This is a genomic window from Marinobacter sp. M5B (assembly GCF_042604615.1).
Lineage (GTDB): Bacteria > Pseudomonadota > Gammaproteobacteria > Pseudomonadales > Oleiphilaceae > Marinobacter > Marinobacter salarius.
The window spans coordinates 3,448,563-3,467,192 of the sequence record NZ_CP156894.1; the positions used below are offsets into that span (position 1 = coordinate 3,448,563).

Here is an 18,630-nt window from a genome sequence, read left to right on the forward strand (position 1 = left end):
GCGCTAACGCCCCCCGGTTCGGCAGCGTGCACTTCAATCAATTCGATATAGAAGGTCAGGGCTTTACTGGCCATCGGTTTTACACCTCATTCGCCTTACGATAGCTACCCCGATAATCAAAAATCCGCTCCTGCACCTGCCAATAATGCTTCTGCTTGCGGGCAACAACAAAATCCGGCGCTGGCAACAAGGCCTGGCTCTCAAGTACTTCCTCCGCCTTGCTGAATGTTTTCGGCGCTCGGCCGTTCGCGAAACGCCGCCCGAACAGCTTGTTGAAAACGGTGCGCTGGCCAGGCTTGCTGAAATCAAACGACTCCCTGAGTTCCTCCCCGTCCTCGCCGTGATAGGTCACTCTCAGCTTGTTTCCATCAACACTGAGTGCAATTCCAGCGCAACGGATCACCATGGCATCCTTGAGCTTCAGCGCATCTCTCAGCTGATCATCCGGGTCGATAATGGCTTTCTGGCATCGGTGACAGTTGCGGGCGGCAATATCGTTCTCGCCACCGCAGTGGGGACACTCCTTGAAGCGAAAACGGTAATCACACTGCTCAAGGCGACCTTTCTGCGAAGCAGGCTCGTCTCCATCCACAGGCTCCAGAAGCCCCTGACAACGGCGCCCGTAGTGCTCGATCACACGGCCTTCACTGTCTGTTTTGCCCCAGAAGATATTGGCAAAGCCACAGCCCGGGCAGAATACCTGCACCGGCTCACTGTCCGGGTTCGGTTTCGGTTCGCCCACCTCCGGATGATGCAGATTCACGTGGTTGCCCGCGTAATCAATCACCAGGCAATCCTGCTTGCCCTCGTCAAGGCGAAGACCACGGCCCACGATCTGCTGATACAGGCTGACCGACTGGGTAGGCCGAAGAATGGCAATAACGTCCACATGGGGCGCATCAAAGCCCGTGGTGAGCACGGATACGTTCACCAAGTACTTCAACTGCCGCTGTTTGAATCGTTGAATCAGCATGTCCCGATCTTTCTGATCGGTCGCGCCAGTTACCAAAGCGGTCTCATATTCAGGAAGATAACCGGTGATCTCCCTCGCATGCTCCACCGTGGCCGCAAAGATCATCACTCCCTGGCGCTCAGCGGCCAGTTCCATCACCTGCTCAATGATCGCGCGGGTCACACGCTTGTGTTTGCTCAGCAGCTGGTTGACGTCCTTCTCGGCATACTCGCCAAAGCGGTCCCGAGCCAGCGCGGAGAAATCGTATTGCGCCACTGCCGCATTCACCAACTCGGGCCGGGTGAGATACCCCCGATTGATCATATAGCTCAACGGCAGTTCGTAAATGCAGTGCTGAAAGGGCTTGTCCTGCTCGTCAACAGAGCCGCGAACAAAGCCCCGGTAGTGATAACGATAGATCCAGCCCATGGCCAGACGGTAGGGCGTAGCGGTCAGCCCGAGCACTTTGAGGGCGTCATTCTGTTGCCGTAGCAACTCAATGATGCGTTGATACTGACTGGTTTCATCGCCGCTGACCCGATGACACTCATCGATGATGACCAGCGAGTATTCATCCCGGAACTGATCCAGATTCGCCGATACCGACTGCACACTGGCAAACGTCACCTGATGGTGGCTTTCCTTGCGCTTCAGCCCGGCGGAGAAGATGCCGCCGGCCAACCCATAACTCTGGTATTTGGCGTGATTTTGCTCCACAAGCTCTTTGACGTGGGTCAGCACCAGAATCTTGCGCCGGGCAAGACGGGCCAGCTCGGCAATGACCAGGCTTTTGCCGGCGCCGGTTGGCAGCACGATGACGGCAGACTCATCGGATCTTCGGAAATGATTCAGCGTGGCGTCGACGGCTTCCCGTTGGTACGGGCGGAGTTTGAAAGGGGCTCTTGAATATGCAGGCATCCTAGAAAAACAGTACCGGAGACACCCCAAACCGCTTGCCTAGGGCCTCCATGTGTTTGCGGGTCAGCTTCTTTCCTTCAGCACCATTGAGAATTTTGCTCACATTGCCTTTTGAACCCAACTCCGGTAGATCAGCAACCCCTAGGCCGTGTTGAGCCATCAGGGTTTTCAGCACCGCAATCCCCCTGTCCGTTTCAGCAACAGCGGCATTAAAGTCGGAAAACTCTGTAGCCTGGTCCTCCCAGCGCTCAATGCTGACAGACAGAACCTCAATGAGAAGCCTGTTGGCGTCGTAGTCGTCCACCAACTGGTCCATCAGCTCCAACGCTCGCTCATAGTCGTCCTGAGTCTCAATATGTGCCACAAAAGGCACCTGAGATAGCGCTTCTCTGATCTCAACAAAAGCAGGCGATAACATAAGCCTCACTCCTTATTGCGACGGTATTTATCAGCCAGCCGGTCGTATTCGGCGTGGCGGCAAATGTGCTTTATGTACATGCGATTATCACGAAATTCAATGAAGGTAATCAGCCTTAAATTGAAAGCCATAACAACAAGCCGGCAACCACGACAAAAAGCACGGCCACATGAACAGCCAGGTTCTTCCGAGTCGTTGGAGCGGGCTTTCTGGCGAAACGAAAGTATTCGTCACCAAACAGCCCAACGCCGCAGCCCTCACAGTAGTTTTTTGAGTACGAAAGCCTCAGCTCGGATGGCTCAAATTTTTTCCGACAGCTGTAGCAACTCGGCTTGATCATTCCGGGCTCCGGGCAGAGCCGTGTTCGGTCAACAATCGACAACTCCCCACCGCCTGCGCCTGAAGATACTCACAAAACGCCGTCACATCGGGATTGGTGAACTCACTGGAAATAAACTCACCCGGAATCAGCCCTTCATCCCATCGAGACGTCACCAAAGTATGGGGATACGCCACATCGTCGCCGGGATAAATCTGCACCACCGCTTGGGTCTGGTGAATATAAAGATCGCGAAGTTCTTTGGCACACCTAAGCGTACTCAGGTCATGCCTGGCATCACACTCATAGTCCTTCCCGATGAAGAACTCACTGGCAACGGAAAACAGCGTGTTTTCATCCAGAGCAGACGACGGCGCCGGATGAATGGTTCTGGCGACATCGCCGGCCATGTTGGTACAGCCGGCGATTAACGACAGCAATGGAATCACCAACACCTGAAACTTATTCACAACAGCGTCTGACCACTTAATCTTTTCGATTGGCATAACGTTTTCTGCAACGGTTTGAGGTAGGCCATTATAGCCAGCAGTGGCGCTGACTCCGAAAGCCGGAGATCGGAACACCTCGGCTCATCCTGGATGAACAGGAGAGTATGCCGCCCTCTCCAGAGAGAGCCAGGTCTATCGCGGCCATCCACCTTATGCAACAATGATATAACAATATTCTATTTAGATAACATTGTAAGGAAACAGAACGATGAAAAGGATTTTGGCGTGCACCTTTATTTCGGCATTAATGGTCGGTTGCGGAGGCGGCGGAAGTGGGAGCGATCTGGAAAAAACCAACGAAAATACCACTCCCGGTTCAGGTTCGTCTGACGGGAACGACGATAGCGACCCCGTGACGCCACCCGATCAAGTCACGGTACTCGAGGGCACCTGGAAGAAACCATGCGGGCACGTGGAGGGCGAAGCACACTACGATATCGTGACGGTCTCTTTCACCCGCAGCGCATTTGCCACAAGTATCGAGAACTACATCGATAGCGCTTGCACCACCCCGTTACCGGAAGCTCCAAATCCTACCTCATCAGGCAACTTCACACTCGGTGAAGACGTTTTACTGAGTTCCGGCCTCACCGCTACCGAACTCACGTCGCATGTGACTCAGTTCAATGGCGCCGACTTCGAGATCGACGAGTACAATGTCGTTTACATCAACAACAATATTCTCTACACAGGAGAAGGCACAACCAGTTCGCCAGACCAGCGGCCAACCAGTCTCGATTATGATCGTCCATTCTATCGACTGAACTAGGTTACTTGCCCAGGGGCGCTACCCTTTCAGATTCAATGCTCTTCCCCTCGCAAAACCTTATACCGAGCACACGCCTTGTCCCTGTCTCTTAGAAGGCGCGGATCCGAGCTACCAATAGCAGCCGCAATCAGGGAGTTACATTCCTGCCGCGCCAAAAGAAACTCGGAGGAAGATTGATGAACACGCTGAATAACAGCACTTGACGAAGGCTCAGGCTCCACCGTCCGTGAATCGGTTTTGGGCTCGCTTTCAGGTCTGTGACGAGTGGGCTGCGGTGCGCTTTCAACCCTGTGCTCAGGCACCCTTTTTGTGTCTATTGCCATCTCCTGCGAAGCAAAATTCCAATAGGCGTTCATTCCGATCGCGCCGACGCCCAACATCAAGGCTGGAAAAACCAAGAACTTGAGGCGTCCCCTACTCGGCCGACGAGGCGCTTCAGCGTAGCGCTCGGCAACCAAATTTCTCACATGGTGAGCATGGGCCCGGTCGGTGGCGAAAGATGCCTTGAGGCGACCAGCTGCCACCTTCTCCCGAACCTCCGCCACCTGCTCCAGGCTAAGCAAAGGATCAATCTTCGACTTGATATAACGAACATACCCCAGCCCCTGAGTCACGTTTTCCGGCATGGGTGTTTTGAACGTGCTGTCCCCCACAAACACCACCACCGAGTGCACCTGATGGTCGTTTAACCCGAGCAATGCCTGGAGCGTTTTTACGTGCTTATAGTTCTGGTGCAGCGGGTTCTGGAACTTGTGATTGGAGCGGAAAATCTTCTGGGTCCAGAAGCGCTGATGAGGGCCACCAAATATCCAGCCCTTCATGTTTTTTGTCTCGACAACGAAGACCCCGAATTCCGACACCAGAACATGGTCAATCTGCGTGGTGCCGTCCTCTGTGGGGAGGGTAACGTTCTTGATGAGATGGTAGCGGGATTTATCCAGTAACCACCGCGCGGAGAAGTTGACCAGAAACTCGCCAAACTTACCTTTGAACCAGGGCGACTTGATTACACCCAGCATGATTGCAAGGGGCAACAGGTACCAGAGTAGAGTGATAAGGAGCTGGTAGACCGGGCTCAAATCCATTTCTCAAACATCCTTGCTTCGTTTCCTAAATCCATCCGACGTGAAACATAAATCAGTCTTCGTTTCGGCGCCTTAGGATTTTTGTAACTACTCGCCAAGGAAACATCGGCCACTGTGGCCGAGCAACAAAAACGTGCTTTGAGAGTTCGGAGCTGAAAAGGCCGACAGAAACTGCCGGCCGAGAGAATTCCAGGTACTTAGCGCGCAAGAATCTGAACTATGCGTTTGCGCTGCAACCGTCGATCTCTTCGTCGATAATCAGATTCCCCTCTACACGGAACCCTATCCGGCCAACCAGGAACGCCTGCTGCAGACTGGTTATGACAAGGTCAGTCAGACCAACGGCACAAGCTTATGTTTTTACTGCAAAAATGAAATAGCGAAATGTAGTCAATTGTAAAAGTTTGCCAAGAACCACATCGGACAAGTGCATGCTGGTAAAGTCATTCGTGGCTGATCACAACTGGAGCACAGAGGACAATGGCTATGATTGTTTGCGGAGTTGAACTGACGGGCAGCGATGCGGTGGTGTGTTTGCTGAATATGGACAGAGGGCAGTTCAACCTGCCGGAGTGCAAGGTGCGCAAACTGTCACTGCCGAAAAATCATAGCCGTGAAGACCTGAAGCGGTTCCAGGCGGCCTTTGCGGAGTTAATGGCCGAGTACGGGGTCACCCGCGTCGCGATCAAGGAGCGGATGCCGAAAGGTAAGTTTGCCGGCGGTGCCATCAGCTTCAAATTGGAAGCGGCCATTCAACTGATCACCGATACTGAGTTAACCGTGACCTTGCTGCCCCCGGCAATGATCAAATCTACCCTGGCATCCAACCCGCTGCCGATTGCGTTTGCCGATACGGGGTTGAAGGTGTTTCAGGAAACAGCCTTTATCACCGCCTATGTCGCTCAGATGACCAGCATGAAAGGGGCCGCATGAACGTGAGTCAGCCGATGCTCGGCTCCCACTGACACGCTGCCCCTAGGACAGCTGTTCCTGCGGCACCGCCTGGCTTGAGCCTGCCTCTGCCGCCTCATATTTATCCTCGGAACGGGCAATCACTGAAGTGCACACCAGATCCCCGGTGACATTCATCGCCGTGGCCCCCATACCCACAAGGGCATCGATGGACACCAGCAGCGCTACGGTTTCAATGGGCAGGCCCACCTGGGCAAACACCGTAGCAATCATCACGATACCCGCACCCGGCACACCGGCCGTACCGATGGAGGCCAGAGTGCCGATCAGAACGATTTCCAGCATGGTGACAAAGTCCAGGGGCACCCCGATCACATTGGCGGCAAAGGCTGCAGAAATCGCAATGCGGATGCCGGCTCCATCCATATTGATGGTGGCCCCCAGCGGCAAGCTGAAGCCATAGATACTCTGGGGAACACCCAAACGCCGCGCTGCGTTCAGGGTCAGGGGCAGCGTTCCGGAACTGCTCTGGGTGGCAAAGGCCGTGGCGACCGGAGCCCGGGCCTCGCGAACGAAGTCCATCAGGTTAACGCCATTAAGACGCATAAGACCCCCGTAGACCACCAACTGTACCGCCAGAGCGATGTACAACACCATGACCATATCCCCGAGGGCCAGTATCGTGTTCATGCCCTGCTCACCTGCAGTGCTGGCCACAATCGCAAACACACCAATCGGAACATACTGGAGCACCCCGGCCATCACCTTCATGGTGACCTCGTTCAGGCCAGAAACCACGCCATACACCCGCTCTGCGACTTCGCCGTGAGCCTTTGACTCCCGCAGCTTCAACAGGGCAATGCCAAAAACAATCGCGGTGAAGATAATCCCCAGCAGGTTCGGCTCGGCAAAGGCCTCAACCATGTTGGTGGGAACAATGTTCAGAAGTACCTGGATAAAGCCCGGATTCTCCGGCACTTCGACACTTTCCGAAGACGTCAATTCCAGGCCACTGCCAGGCGAGAAAGCAGACGCGACACCCAGCCCCACCGTGATCGCCAACGCCGAAGTCAGCACATAGAAGCCCAGCATCTTCCGGCCCACACGCCCCATACTGCCAAGATTGGCCTGATTGATTCCCACCATCAGTGTTAACAGGACAATCGGCACAACCAGGAACTTCAGCAACCGAAGCAGCAGCTCTCCCAGAGGGTCCAGCCATTCGGCCACCGCTGGTCCGCCCACCAGTCCTACAACCAGACCAAGAACAAGCGCAATACCAATGCGCAGAACCAGCGAAGTATTCAGATAAGCATCAAGTACAGCTTTCATGGAAGCTCCCGTTATACCCTGGCCCGTTAGTGAGCAGGCATTCAAAAACGTAAGGATCGAGGATTCTGGTCAGTACCGGCTCGTTGGTAAACCGGTATTGCCACGTACTTTACTCACAGAAGCTGTGGATAAGTTTGTTAGGAACCTAGGGTTAAGTGCCCATAAGCCTTGTGCCACAAGGCCTCAGGAAATTTGGTGCAATTATGGGCTATACGCGAGTGGTATATGGATATGAGGAATCCGTCTCAGCAGGGGGAGCCTGTTCCGGTTTTCCGTTTAGGCGGGGCTTTTTCTATGCAAAGCTCCATAAGGTAAATTAAGCTGAATCCTACGGTCGTGGACTCGTCCAAATATGGCCGGTCCTCAAGCTGGATGTATGAGGGTTGCTATAGCTCTAAGCGGCTATTTCTTGCACTTAGGCCGATCATATGTAACCAGATAGGCAAACGCGACCGATGAGCATTGATCTGAGTACATTTAATTTTTCTGAAATATCGAATTATTGGGCCTACGCCCTGGGCATCGCTGTCAGCTTTTACGGAACAGTGAGTTGGTTTAGTTCTAAACATTTATCCAAAGAAAGTAAGGAACATTTGTCACTCTGGCTGTGGGGAAGCTATGAGTCCACTTGGCTGAGGCAGTTCTGTCTATTATTCGACGCTGTTTTTGGCCGAAGACATCTTAGCTGGGCTTGTTTCCTAAGGTCATCTGTTGCATCTTTTATTACAGTATTTATATTGTATTTTTTACTGGGCGACATCCTCCAAGAGAAAGGCCGAATTGGGGTATATCTTGACACCAAGGACCTTATCATTTATGCCCTGATACTTAATGTAATTTCTGATTACTTATCATTATTTGAAACGCGTTGGTTGCTTAATAAATTTAGCTCCATATCAAGCATATGGAACCAGCTAGCTTTACTGGCATTCGATGCACTTATCACTGCTGGCATTATCTGGTTCGCCATTGAGGCCTATCTTTTTGTTCTTGGAAAACCAGCTCCATCGCTTGTGGAATTGGTGGCGGTTTTCAGTATATTTTCCATATTCTTCTACTCCACCTTTTTAACATCCATTTGGGCATGGCTTTACTGCCTTTCATCATGGTGTGTTCGTTTAATTTCAAAAACACGACTCAACGAACTCTTAGATATCGAGCATAATCCGGGCCATCAAATCGCACTAATAGGCGGCATTGCAATATTTCTGATCATCGCTATTCTTTTTCCTTTCTTTAAAGATTCAGAACTCTCGAACACAAGCTTATTCGACAGATACCTATGTGATACTTTTCCAAAGGCCACCTGCGATGACCTGGCTCGGCTCTCCACGAATGAGAAACAAACACTTTTCTTCTTAGAAAAGAATTGTGATGGAGGTGGATTAGAAAATTGTATTATCGCAGCAAGCGACTATTACCTAGACGATGATGGAAAGAAAGCAGCTGACCTCTACCAGAAAGCCTGCGAGTTCGGGCATCCTGATGGATGCAAATGGGCTGGCTGGCTTTATATGACTGGGTTTGGTGTTGATTCAGACTACGTGCGAGCAATAAAGTTTTATGATGTCGCATGTAAAGCAGATGATCTTGAAGCCTGCGTCAACATTGGCTTCATGTTCGAGAACGGCGCGGGAGTTGATCAGAGTTTTTCGGCCGCAAGGGATATATATCATTTGGCCTGTGAAAGGGGCGCCCTGCAGGGCTGCAATAATTTAGGCTATTTTTACCAAGAGGGAAAAGGTGTTGAAAAAGATATTCGAAAAGCAAAATTTCTCTACGAGAAGTCGTGCAACGATGAGGCAGTTTGGGGATGTAACAATCTAGGCGGTCTTTACTACAAAGGTTTAGGCGTGGAGCGTGATATCCAAAAAATGCTTCACTACAATAAGATGGCCTGTGACAGGGACCTGACTATAGGCTGCGATGCGCTGGGTGCAATTTATCTGCATGGCCGAGGCGTACCTATCGATTACCAACGAGCCTTAGAATACTTTCAAAAGTCGTGCTCAAATAATTCTATGCTTGGCTGTTCTTTTTTGGCAACTATGTATGCCTCCGGTCAAGGAGTGACCAAGAACCTGAAGAAAGGGTTAAAGTTATTGACGCGTGCCTGTGAACATGGATCCAATTTAGGATGTAATCTGCTGAAAGTGCATTTGGCTAACGAAAAAGCTCAATGATCTGTCCCGGTTTTCTGTCCGCAACGAGAAGGACCAATGGCACCCAAAAACTCCAACTGGCAAAGCCGCAAGGGCTGGGAAAGCCCCCACATCCGATCTGATCGCAAACGCACCCTGTTGCTTATATGGGTAGTAGCCCTTGTGTGGAACACCATAAGTACGCCGCTACTGTGGACCCTACCCAAAGCCTGGGATCAAAGCCTCTGGACGGTTTTAATGGCATTGCTTTTTCCTGCAGTGGGCCTCGGGCTATTGTGGAAAGCGGTAACCATGACCCGAGCATATCGTCACTACGGCACGGTCGAGCTTGTCATGACCCCCTATCCGGCAGCCATTGGTGGTCAGATGGGTGGCACAATTCTTGTGCCCCGGCTTCGGGCCCTGGACCTGATAACTCCCGGTGCAGAAGTCACCGTGACGCTGGAGTGCATTTATACCTACGTCTCCGGCTCCGGGAAAAACCGCTCCCGCGTAGAGAGAATCCTCTGGGCCGAGCGCGGAACGCCGCGAGTTGAAGCTGCAGGGCCCGGTGTACGCCTTGCGTTTAGCTTTGACTTGCCGAAAGACTTGCCAGAGGCAGATGCTGAACGTTCCAGCAAATACCATTTCTGGCGCCTGTCCGTAAAAGCGGATATCGAGGGCGTGGATCTGGAGCGCCAGTACGACATTCCGGCGTTCAAAGGCGATGCCCGTTCTCAAAGTGCAGGGCATGATATCAGTGCGCAAGTGCGCGCCTTACGCGACGAAAAATCACGGGCCGCTAAAGAAGCCATACAGTCGGGGCGGTTGGATCTGCCTGGCCTTTCCCGGGCCATGCACTACCAGGATTATGGCCATCAGATAAAAATGCGCTTCCCCATGTTCCGCAATAAAGTGCTCACCTTATTCGCCTGGTTTTTTGCCGGCGGTTTCGGCTTTGCCAGCTCAATGATGCTGATGTCCGCTTTCTCGGGCGGGGGCTTTGGCTTGTTAGCGGGTCTGTTCACCATCCCCTTTGTGTTGGTGGCCATCGCCGCAAGTGCTGCGGCCTTGTACCTGCCCTTCAACCGCCTCGTCGTTCGTATCGACCGCCACGGAATTCGTACGTTAAGAAGCTGGCTCTATCTGCCTGTACGCAGCCGCAAGCTGGCCATGAATCAGGTTAAGCATTTGTCAATCAAGCGCACGGGTAGCACGGGCCAGGGCTTGGACAAAGTGGAACACTTCAAGCTTATTGCGGTTGATAACCAGCAAAACAAGATCACCATCGCCGAAGACCTTGACGGTCAGGACGTCGCCCAACACTTTTGCGATTACCTGGCCGAGCGCATCGGCGTTTCGGCGATTTCAGAGCCAAATATCAAAGCGACGGGATTGTGATCTGGGGCTTAATTTGCCGGCGGTGCCATCAGCTTTAAAATGGAATCCGCCTTTACCGCTGCCGTCCGACCGGGTGGAAGCAACAAGATCAGACCGAAGTATGGGCAAAAGCGCGAGTCCCGACCGTCCGCGGGTCTACTTCGAAGAATGGGTTGAATGCACCATACACAACCTGGCCACCAGCCACCGCGCTGCTATAGCTCGTGGATGAGGTGAAAGCTTGGGCTTGGAGTGTGGCGCAAGGGGATCACCAACACGGGCAACAGGTTTGCCATCGATCAGCACATCGGGGGAGCCGACGATTACCGGAGTTGGTGGGAACCCGGAGTGATCAGTACCCACATCACCTAATAAAACAACTTTCTTGCTCATTCCTTTGCTCCTTCTGTCCTTGAGGGAGATTTGTCCATCTTTGCGCAGGGTCGCCTTCACTGGCTCCTGCCGCTGCAATACCTAGCGGAGTTTCCAAAATAATCAGGAAGGAATCAACCCGCGCGATCAAACAGATCTGCCCCGGTTCTTCCAACTCATCAAACCGGCAGTTCAACAATCTCACCAACCACACCACCCTCACTCACCTGCAACCGCCCAACTGTGATCGGCAGAGTAAAACGCCGGGGCCCGGCGCCACCCGGATTGAAATAAAGCACATCGCCAATCCATTCATTACGGGGTTTGTGGGAATGCCCAGCGATGACCACGCGGTAACGGCCTTGCGGATCGAGGTCGAGGGTTTTGACGTCGTGGAGCATGTAAAAAGCCTGGCCGAGGAATTCCAGATCCTGAACATCGGGAAGAGTGGCTGCGCGGCCGGTTTTGTCGATATTGCCACGGATCGCAACCAAAGGGGCGATCTGCTCCAGCGCTTCCAGAACCTCGTCCCGCCCCACGTCACCGGCATGAAGAATCAGATCCGAGCCTTTCAATACATCCAGTGCTTCGGGACGCATCTTGCTGTGGGTGTCTGCGATCACTCCGATTTGCATGCTTACGCCCTCCAGATTCCCCAATGACGCCAACCCGGCCCGTGCGTATGGCCATGCAGGTAAGCGTTGCTATAGTGAAACAAGACCAGCTGATTCTCAATGTCGGCCAGAACAGGTAAATACATGTCACTCCCGGTAGGACTCCCCCATGCCCACTTACACCGTCACGGTCGCGAATCTTTCTCTGTCGCAGCAGCAGAAATCACAGATCGCGGAGGCCATAACAACGGCCCATAACACGCAAACCGGCGCGCCCCGTTTCTTTGCCCAGGTTTTGTTTTTTTCGACCAATGAGGGCGATCACTTTGTCGGTGGCAGCGTGAACACCGCGCCCCAAGTGTATGTGCACGGCCTGATCCGGCAGGGCCGCAATACCGAGGTCAAGCAGGCCCTGATGAGCCAGATGCTTGAAGAGGTAGCCCGAATTGCGGGCATAACTGCTGAGGACGTGTGGATCTACCTGCAGGACATTCCAGCCACTCAGATGATCGAGTTTGGTCGATTTCTTCCGGCGCCAGGAGACGAAGCTGAGTGGGAGCGGGGAATGACTCCGGGAAAGCGGACCAGGTTACCCGATTAACCGAACGCTGACGATCAGAGGCTCATCCGACCTATTTTCAAGGTACAGAACTGCCGTAACCTCTTCTTATGGAGTGCATGTTTCACTGGCAGAAATGTGTAAAAACCGTTTGAGTGATAGCATGCAACTTTGCCATCCGATGACTTTCGTATACGCCTGTTCGCAATTCATCTACACAGAGAACCTACGCGAAAGCCCCGAAAAATAGGTCTGTCACAGTTTCCCCCCTGCTTATGAACCAAAAAAATAATCCTGTTCCGATTTCCACAAAGCCTGCTCGCAAGGATCTACACCCGAGGAATCTGCACAATCAGAGCTATGACCTCCCAGCTCTCGTAGAAACCCACCCGGCACTAGCCCCCCATGTGAAAACGAACCCTCATGGCAACCTTTCCATCGATTTCGCAGACCCATTGGCAGTAAAAACTCTCAACGCCGCGTTATTAAACCGATACTACAACATTGTCGCTTGGGACATTCCGGACGGGGCACTTTGCCCTCCAATCCCGGGCAGGGCCGACTATATCCATTACATCGCTGACTTGCCCGGGCTTGATCAGCCCAGCATCAAGCTGCTGGATATAGGGACGGGAGCCAATGGCATCTACCCGCTACTGGCCTGCCAAATTTACGGCTGGCAGTGTGTCGGTAGCGACATCAATACGGAGTCGCTTGCGAACGTAGCCACAATCATCACCAACAACCCCGCACTCCAAGGTCGCTTCACGCTCCGCACCCAGCACGATAAAAACCACATGTTCGAAGGGATCATCCAAGCTGGTGAGTTCTTTGACGTCAGCGTATGCAACCCGCCTTTCCATGCATCTCTCGATGACGCGATGAAAGGTAGCCGGCTAAAACTCAATAACCTTGCTCGCAGTCGCGGTGAACAAAAAACAAAATCCGAATCCCCTACTCTGAATTTTGGCGGTCTGGGAGCAGAGCTTTGGTGCAAGGGGGGTGAGCAGCTGTTTCTGAAAAAGCTGATAAGAGAAAGCCAGGCGTATTCAACTCAATGTCGCTGGTTTACCAGCCTGGTTTCAAAAGCCGACAATGTTAAGCCCGCAAAGAAGTTGATTCGTAAGCTTGGTGCAGTCGATATAAGGGAAATTGAGATGAAGCAGGGAAATAAGATTACGCGGGTCTTGGCCTGGACGTTCATCTGAGCCGCCCCGAGTTTAAGCCGTTTCTGCCCCGGTTTTCCTCCCAGAATCAGGCCCGAGGGCTCCCTATATCTCGCTCATCAGCCACTCCTTGAAGGCTTTCATTCCGATGGTCAGCGGACGTTGCTTGCGGTAGACCAGATAGAAGGCCCGATTCGTATCCAATTGGATGTCGAAAGGCACCACCAACTTCCCCGATTTAATCTCACGGGACGTCAGGGTGCTATCAGCCAGCGCCACTCCAAGGCCCTCTTGGGCCGCCGCCGTGGCAAGTTGCCCGCTGGACATCTGTAAGCTGCCCCGGGCGGATATAAAATCCACGCCTGATTGTTCCAGCCAGTTCTCCCACTCCCACTTCCGTTTGCTGACATAAATCAGAGTGTGTTTAGCCAAGTCTTCAGGCTTCTCCAGCGGCAACTCACCGTCCAGTAGCCGCGGGCTACACACCGGAACCAGCATAACTTTGCGCAGGAAATGCACTTCAATATCGTCCCACTCACCATTCCCGAAATAAACCGCCATATCGGTACTGGTGCGATCGAAATCCAGCAGCCCCATGGACGCATTAATTTCCAGCTCAATATCCGGGTACAGGGCCTGGAATCGAGCCATGCGTGGCATCAGCCAGCGGGTTAGGAAGTTGGGGGCAACACTGATCTTGACCACGTTGGATTCCTGGTTCGCGGTCAGTCGTTGGGTGGCCATTTCAATCTCATCGAACGCATGCCTGACTGATGAGAGATATTGCTCGCCTTCAGGGGTTAACGTCACCGCTCGCCTGCTTCGATCAAACAGTGAAAGCCCTAAATATTCTTCAAGTGTCTTCACCTGATGACTGACCGCCGATGACGTCACGAAAAGTTCCTTGCCAGCTGCGACAAAGCTGCGGTGTCTAGCCGCTGATTCAAATACCCGAAGCGCATTCAGGGGTGGCAGGTGGCGCATAACTTCGCTCGAATGATGAGATTAATTCATCATTCTGATGAGAAAGGATCGCTTTTTCAAGAGCCTCGTACTCATTACCATAAGTCCTGTAGAAGATACTCACTTATCGAATCAGGACACACCACCATGACTTATCAGGCTCCGAAACTGAACGAACAGGGCACTATCGACATTGATTACTACACAAAGCTTGCATCGCAGGAACGAAGCGAATATATCGCGCAGATGGCAGTGTCACTCAAAGCCAAAATCAAGTCCTTCTTCCACGTGAAGCTGCCGAAACTGTCCATTAGCCATTAATTCGTGTTCCGTTTAGCGCTCGATGGCCTTATGTGGAGACTGGCTGGTTTTGCTCAAACTGGCGAACCAGCCTGATTGCGCGTTGAACGATGAAGAATCAGATCCGAGCCTTCCAAAACCTCCAGGGCTTCGGGACGCATCTTGCTGTAGGTGTCTGCGATCACTCCGATTTGCATGCTTACGCCCTCCTAATCCCTCAATGACTCCAGAAAAGAGGCCCAGGTTACCCAAATAACCGAAATAAAAGATCTGGCCAGCTGCAAGGCCATCATTGCCAACCTGACATGCGAGGATTCCAGCGAGATCACTTTTTCGGCTTTCTCGCGGGCCTGACCTCGTATCGCAGATTCAATCGGTGTGCGTTCCGGGGATGCTGTTCAGAAGCTCAGCATTTGTGGGGTACTTCTCAAGCAACTCAACCAGCCTTCTTGTGCCCTCTAGCGGTTTGAGACCACTAAGCGCCCGGCGCAACGCTCTTATCTTGTCTAAATATTTCGGATCTAACAGCAGCTCTTCACGGCGTGTACTGCTTTTCGAAATGTCCAGCGCGGGGAAGATTCGCTGATTCGCAACGTCTCTTGATAAAACCAGCTCCATGTTCCCCGTGCCCTTAAATTCCTCAAATATAACCTGGTCCATACGGCTGCCGGTATCAACCAGAACGGTTGCCAAAATGGTCAGCGACCCGCCATTCTCAAGGTTTCGTGCAGCGCCAAACAACCTCCGCGGGATCTCCATCGCTCGAGCGTCAACCCCGCCAGACATAGTGCGACCGCTGCTCTTTCGCTCCGCATTATGCACACGCGAAAGCCTCGTGAGAGAATCAATCACAATCATGACGTTGTGACCCTCGCCCGCTTGTTGGCGGGCGATATCAAGAAGCTCATCGGCAACGCGAACGTGATGAGCATAGCTTTCATCCGAAGAAGAAGCGTGTACCTCGGCCGGGACGCTACGCCTGAAATCAGTGACCTCTTCGGGTCGCTCATCGATCAATAACGCGTAAAGTTTAATCTCGGGATACGCCTTTCCCACCGCCTGGCAAATATCTTTTAAGATCGTCGATTTTCCAGACCCCGGAGGTGCAACTATCAAACCTCGCTGCCCCACTCCAATCGGCGTGATCAAATCCATCGCACGCACCGTGAGTTTTTCTGAACCTGACTCCAAACGAATCCCCGGCGTTGGATTGATAGCCACACCGTTTAAAAAACGTTTTTGTGGATCAGCCTCAACCTCAACCTTAGCTTCGGCTTCCTCAGCCACTGGTTTGGCGTCTTTAATGGGTTTCCGGGTTAAGCCTAATGTCTTTCTCGTCATGTCTGTTTGATAGCTCTTGTTTGATAGATATTTTTCGAAATGGGCTGATAACTCCAAGTAACTCTTTCCAAAAGATGCTTATTCGCCAAGATTACCTCTGAGGGGCTCTGTGCTTGCATGAACAAGTCATCATGGCGCTAACACGTCTGTTTTAATTATAGAGTGGAAATGCCCTCGATCTCGGTCACCGTCTTGGCATCCGCCCGCTCAATAATTTTCACGAGGGTGGATTGGATTGTTTCATCTTCCCGGGCATCACTGCCGCTTACAAACGTTTGCTTCTGGGGATCGGCACCCTCTTCCTCAGTAAATGAAACAACGACCTCGGTGGCTGAATCCGGCGCTTTACCAAAGTATTCCAGCGAAACCAACGGATAGCCATGAAAGCCCTTCTTGACCTGCTTTGCGATACGCTTCTTTGCTTTATCCAAATGCATAATAAGGCCTGTCGTTGCGCTTGTTATCTGGGTGCTATATGAACATCCAGTTGATACCGTTCGCCAATTCTATGCCGTTAAATCCACCAAAAATAGGTCTGTCTTGGCCTTCCACTAGGAAGACTGGACGATGTCTCACGAAATAGTCGACGCCGAGACCTTCTACCCTGGCATTGGTCTGTCCGGCGACGCTGAACAATTCATTCGTGCGTTCTTTACTGAAGATGTTCGGCCATCTCTATCCCCCGAACTTCGGGATATGGCGATCAAGCAACGGGAAGCCTTCGATATACCCGACCATGCGGTTTATAAAGATTCGCTCGATTCATTCGACATACTGGGAGGTTATAGCGAGACCCACGGTCTTGGGCATATCTACATTTTTGACCGAGCCGCTATTCATCATATTGTCGTCAAAGGAAAAGACGCACGCTACAAAAAGGTGGCGAAAAGCATCAGGGAGAGATAGATGGATATATATGATCGAGAGCACCACGTCATATGTTTGCGTGGAGCCGCGTACAACATGGCGCTGGAGTTCAAAATGGCAGCGCAAGGCGTGTAGCGTTTCAGCAGTTGCCCTTTTTCGCCTGGCCCGGTGGGCAGAAATGGCCACCAGACTTCCGGTAAGGCCGGCGATCATCGTAGTCATGACGACGGCGATCATGGTCGCGATCGTATTCTCTATGATCTCTGGTGGTAATGGCTGTTCCGGTTGCCGCACCGAGGGCACCGCCGAGAATAGCACCATCTCTGCCACCTACCTCGTTGCCGATGGCAGCCCCAATTGCTCCGCCAATACCGCCGCCTAGTGCTGCGTCGGCTGTGTCACCCGCAACGGCCCCCAATGAGGTGGCACTCAGAGATAAAAAAACGAGCAGTGATTTCATTTTCATTGATATAAATCCCATTGTTCAGGTGGTCTGATCTGCCCGGTATGATGGGAAGGAGACCATCTTCTCCATCCTCCCATCAGGCACTTGCCAGTTTTATGAACCATTTGAGAATACCAGAAATACACGCTGCTCCACCTATTACTTTTTATTTATCTTTCAATATGTTACGAAAGCTTAAGGGATGCGCACTCCTTTCAATTGCAGCCACTGGCCGATCTGGACCTGCATCGGATTCGGGTACTTCATGTACGGTAGGCGCACAAAAAACATCGTCCCCCGTTACTGCGGCATTGGGATGATTCTGTACCCGTACCTTGCAAGCAGCTCCTGGGAGATGTTGGCAGTGGGTGGCGGGCTGACGTTGGTGCCGCGGTTTGTAGAGATTTAGAGGGCAGCGGGAGAAAATAGCTCTGTCCCAGTTTTCAAAAGGAGCCCGAACACATGGCACAGCAACCCCCGGTCATACTGATAACAGGCGGCGCCCAGGGCATCGGCAAGGGTGTTGCCGCCCATTTCCTGGACAAGGGATGGCGAGTGGTGATCCTGGACCAGAATGCAGAAGCCATCAGCGCATGCAGACAGGATTTCAGCGATCCGGACAACCTGCTAATAATCACCACGGATGTATCCCGCGAGCCCGAGGTCGCCTCGGCCGTAGAGGAGGCCGCGCGATGGGGCCAGGGCATGGACGCTCTGGTCAATAATGCGGGGATCGCAGATCCAGACACTGGCCCCATAGAAATGCTTGAACTGGATCAGTGGCAACGAAGAATCGACGTCAACCTGACCGGCGCCTTTTTATTGGCAAAGCACGCGATACCGCACCTGCGCCAACGCCGGGGCAGCATCGTCAACATCGCCTCTACCCGCGCCTTGCAGTCCGAGCCCAATAGCGAGGCGTATGCGGCAAGCAAGGGCGCCCTACTCGCCCTGACCCATGCGCTGGCTGTGAGCCTGGGGCCCGACGTGCGGGCCAACAGCATCAGCCCGGGCTGGATAGATGTCACTGCCTGGCACGCTGATGCGCCTTCTGAACCGCAGCCTCTTTCCGCTACCGATCATGAGCAACACCCCAGTGGGCGTGTCGGCAAACCCGAGGACGTGGCGGCCATGGTGGCCTACCTGGTGTCGCCGGACGCCCGCTTTGTGACCGGTCAGAACTTCGTGATCGATGGCGGCATGACGCGGAAGATGATTTACGAGGACTAGGCTCCCGCCGAAGCGTTTGTCGCCAAACGTGACATTCA

22 protein-coding genes are annotated in these 18,630 nt (G+C 52.8%); 10 read left to right on the top strand and 12 right to left on the bottom strand.

Features of this window, described 5'->3' with window-relative positions; all coding sequences use genetic code 11:
• Positions 1–79: 79 nt before the first annotated feature.
• The 4 genes from AAGD24_RS15670 to AAGD24_RS15685 form a co-directional block, all read right to left on the bottom strand.
• Positions 80–1,870, bottom strand: a complete 1,791-nt coding sequence (locus AAGD24_RS15670; RefSeq protein ID WP_379865618.1) for a DEAD/DEAH box helicase family protein — start codon at positions 1,868–1,870, stop codon at positions 80–82.
• Position 1,871: 1 nt separating this feature from the next.
• A complete protein-coding gene (locus AAGD24_RS15675) occupies positions 1,872–2,234 on the bottom strand; it encodes a type II toxin-antitoxin system HigA family antitoxin (RefSeq protein ID WP_286847772.1) in 363 nt (120 codons plus the stop codon).
• Positions 2,235–2,293: 59 nt separating this feature from the next.
• Positions 2,294–2,419, bottom strand: coding sequence for a type II toxin-antitoxin system HigB family toxin (locus AAGD24_RS15680; protein WP_136633531.1), 126 nt, complete (start codon positions 2,417–2,419; stop codon positions 2,294–2,296).
• A 205-nt stretch (positions 2,420–2,624) separates the two neighbouring features.
• The gene (locus tag AAGD24_RS15685) at positions 2,625–3,077 is read right to left on the bottom strand and encodes a hypothetical protein (protein WP_227517873.1); all 453 of its coding nucleotides are present in this window, start codon (positions 3,075–3,077) and stop codon (positions 2,625–2,627) included.
• Between the two features lie 247 nt (positions 3,078–3,324).
• Between AAGD24_RS15685 and AAGD24_RS15690 the strand changes: the two genes are divergently transcribed.
• Positions 3,325–3,885, top strand: coding sequence for a hypothetical protein (locus tag AAGD24_RS15690; protein ID WP_007152750.1), 561 nt, complete (start codon positions 3,325–3,327; stop codon positions 3,883–3,885).
• Positions 3,886–3,917: 32 nt separating this feature from the next.
• Here the strand turns inward: AAGD24_RS15690 and AAGD24_RS15695 are convergent, their stop codons facing one another.
• The gene (locus AAGD24_RS15695; RefSeq protein ID WP_007152751.1) at positions 3,918–4,970 is read right to left on the bottom strand and encodes a nuclease-related domain-containing protein; all 1,053 of its coding nucleotides are present in this window, start codon (positions 4,968–4,970) and stop codon (positions 3,918–3,920) included.
• Positions 4,971–5,456: 486 nt separating this feature from the next.
• Here AAGD24_RS15695 and AAGD24_RS15700 point away from each other — a divergent pair, with 486 nt between their 5' ends.
• Positions 5,457–5,903: a DUF3010 family protein gene (locus AAGD24_RS15700; protein ID WP_007152752.1), complete on the top strand. Its 447-nt coding sequence runs from the start codon at positions 5,457–5,459 to the stop codon at positions 5,901–5,903.
• Positions 5,904–5,945: 42 nt separating this feature from the next.
• Here AAGD24_RS15700 and AAGD24_RS15705 read toward each other — a convergent pair whose 3' ends face one another.
• Positions 5,946–7,214: a dicarboxylate/amino acid:cation symporter gene (locus AAGD24_RS15705; RefSeq protein WP_379865621.1), complete on the bottom strand. Its 1,269-nt coding sequence runs from the start codon at positions 7,212–7,214 to the stop codon at positions 5,946–5,948.
• A gap of 455 nt (positions 7,215–7,669) precedes the next feature.
• On the opposite strand from AAGD24_RS15705, the gene AAGD24_RS15710 reads away from it, so the two are divergent.
• Positions 7,670–9,397, top strand: a complete 1,728-nt coding sequence (locus AAGD24_RS15710; RefSeq protein WP_336146565.1) for a tetratricopeptide repeat protein — start codon at positions 7,670–7,672, stop codon at positions 9,395–9,397.
• A gap of 216 nt (positions 9,398–9,613) precedes the next feature.
• Positions 9,614–10,756 (top strand): hypothetical protein, encoded by a 1,143-nt coding sequence (locus AAGD24_RS15715; protein ID WP_336146564.1) that lies wholly within the window; start codon positions 9,614–9,616, stop codon positions 10,754–10,756.
• Positions 10,757–10,891: 135 nt separating this feature from the next.
• Here AAGD24_RS15715 and AAGD24_RS15720 read toward each other — a convergent pair whose 3' ends face one another.
• Positions 10,892–11,128, bottom strand: coding sequence for a PAAR domain-containing protein (locus tag AAGD24_RS15720; RefSeq protein ID WP_336146563.1), 237 nt, complete (start codon positions 11,126–11,128; stop codon positions 10,892–10,894).
• A gap of 158 nt (positions 11,129–11,286) precedes the next feature.
• On the bottom strand, positions 11,287–11,742 hold the full coding sequence (locus tag AAGD24_RS15725; RefSeq protein WP_336146562.1) for a metallophosphoesterase family protein: 456 nt from the start codon (positions 11,740–11,742) through the stop codon (positions 11,287–11,289).
• A 148-nt stretch (positions 11,743–11,890) separates the two neighbouring features.
• Between AAGD24_RS15725 and AAGD24_RS15730 the strand changes: the two genes are divergently transcribed.
• Together AAGD24_RS15730 and rlmF are read left to right on the top strand one after the other, a co-directional pair.
• Entirely contained in the window at positions 11,891–12,322 is a 432-nt protein-coding gene (locus AAGD24_RS15730; RefSeq protein ID WP_336146561.1) for a tautomerase family protein, read from the top strand.
• Between the two features lie 233 nt (positions 12,323–12,555).
• Positions 12,556–13,488, top strand: a complete 933-nt coding sequence (gene rlmF, locus AAGD24_RS15735; RefSeq protein ID WP_379865624.1) for a 23S rRNA (adenine(1618)-N(6))-methyltransferase RlmF — start codon at positions 12,556–12,558, stop codon at positions 13,486–13,488.
• A gap of 63 nt (positions 13,489–13,551) precedes the next feature.
• Here the strand turns inward: rlmF and gcvA are convergent, their stop codons facing one another.
• Positions 13,552–14,430: a transcriptional regulator GcvA gene (gene gcvA / locus AAGD24_RS15740; RefSeq protein WP_041334084.1), complete on the bottom strand. Its 879-nt coding sequence runs from the start codon at positions 14,428–14,430 to the stop codon at positions 13,552–13,554.
• Positions 14,431–14,556: 126 nt separating this feature from the next.
• Between gcvA and AAGD24_RS15745 the strand changes: the two genes are divergently transcribed.
• Positions 14,557–14,730 carry an RSP_7527 family protein gene (locus AAGD24_RS15745; protein ID WP_156105514.1) on the top strand — a complete coding sequence of 58 codons (174 nt, stop codon included), beginning with the start codon at positions 14,557–14,559 and terminating at the stop codon, positions 14,728–14,730.
• A 53-nt stretch (positions 14,731–14,783) separates the two neighbouring features.
• Here AAGD24_RS15745 and AAGD24_RS15750 read toward each other — a convergent pair whose 3' ends face one another.
• From AAGD24_RS15750 to AAGD24_RS15760, 3 genes are all read right to left on the bottom strand, one after another.
• Complete coding sequence (locus tag AAGD24_RS15750) at positions 14,784–14,906, bottom strand: metallophosphatase family protein (protein WP_226909949.1); 123 nt, start codon at positions 14,904–14,906, stop codon at positions 14,784–14,786.
• Between the two features lie 172 nt (positions 14,907–15,078).
• The gene (gene rho / locus AAGD24_RS15755; protein WP_379865627.1) at positions 15,079–16,107 is read right to left on the bottom strand and encodes a transcription termination factor Rho; all 1,029 of its coding nucleotides are present in this window, start codon (positions 16,105–16,107) and stop codon (positions 15,079–15,081) included.
• A gap of 98 nt (positions 16,108–16,205) precedes the next feature.
• The gene (locus AAGD24_RS15760; RefSeq protein ID WP_199480802.1) at positions 16,206–16,487 is read right to left on the bottom strand and encodes a hypothetical protein; all 282 of its coding nucleotides are present in this window, start codon (positions 16,485–16,487) and stop codon (positions 16,206–16,208) included.
• A 130-nt stretch (positions 16,488–16,617) separates the two neighbouring features.
• Between AAGD24_RS15760 and AAGD24_RS15765 the strand changes: the two genes are divergently transcribed.
• The 3 genes from AAGD24_RS15765 (at position 16,618) to AAGD24_RS15775 (ending at position 18,592) form a co-directional block, all read left to right on the top strand.
• On the top strand, positions 16,618–16,956 hold the full coding sequence (locus tag AAGD24_RS15765) for a hypothetical protein (RefSeq protein ID WP_379865629.1): 339 nt from the start codon (positions 16,618–16,620) through the stop codon (positions 16,954–16,956).
• Between the two features lie 139 nt (positions 16,957–17,095).
• Positions 17,096–17,299 carry a hypothetical protein gene (locus tag AAGD24_RS15770; protein ID WP_286848017.1) on the top strand — a complete coding sequence of 68 codons (204 nt, stop codon included), beginning with the start codon at positions 17,096–17,098 and terminating at the stop codon, positions 17,297–17,299.
• A gap of 525 nt (positions 17,300–17,824) precedes the next feature.
• Complete coding sequence (locus AAGD24_RS15775; protein WP_379865630.1) at positions 17,825–18,592, top strand: SDR family oxidoreductase; 768 nt, start codon at positions 17,825–17,827, stop codon at positions 18,590–18,592.
• The last annotated feature ends 38 nt before the right edge of the window (positions 18,593–18,630 follow it).